This is a genomic window from Limosilactobacillus oris DSM 4864, from assembly GCF_001434465.1.
In the GTDB taxonomy this organism is placed as follows: domain Bacteria; phylum Bacillota; class Bacilli; order Lactobacillales; family Lactobacillaceae; genus Limosilactobacillus; species Limosilactobacillus oris.
Window position 1 is genome coordinate 1 of sequence record NZ_AZGE01000075.1, and the last position, 213, is coordinate 213.

Below are 213 nucleotides of genomic sequence, written 5' to 3' on the forward strand. Positions count from 1 at the left end.
TGTGGTCAGCCGATGCTTAAAAATGGCTTTAAGACCGTCAATGCCCTTGGTCCCGCACTTCACTATAAACCAACAATCTGGTCAATAAGGAAACAAAAATACCTCTGTAAACCTTCCACTGACTGTCCGACCATGGTTACTAAAATTGCCACAGTCAAGGACATTGATTATCGCAACCATATTGCCTGGGCCATTAAGCAACGGGCAATGATG

Annotated in this window: 1 pseudogene; it reads left to right on the top strand. The window is 44.1% G+C overall.

From position 1 onward, the window contains the following. Positions 1–213: pseudogene (locus tag FC49_RS10285) on the top strand (ISL3 family transposase); the annotation flags it as partial.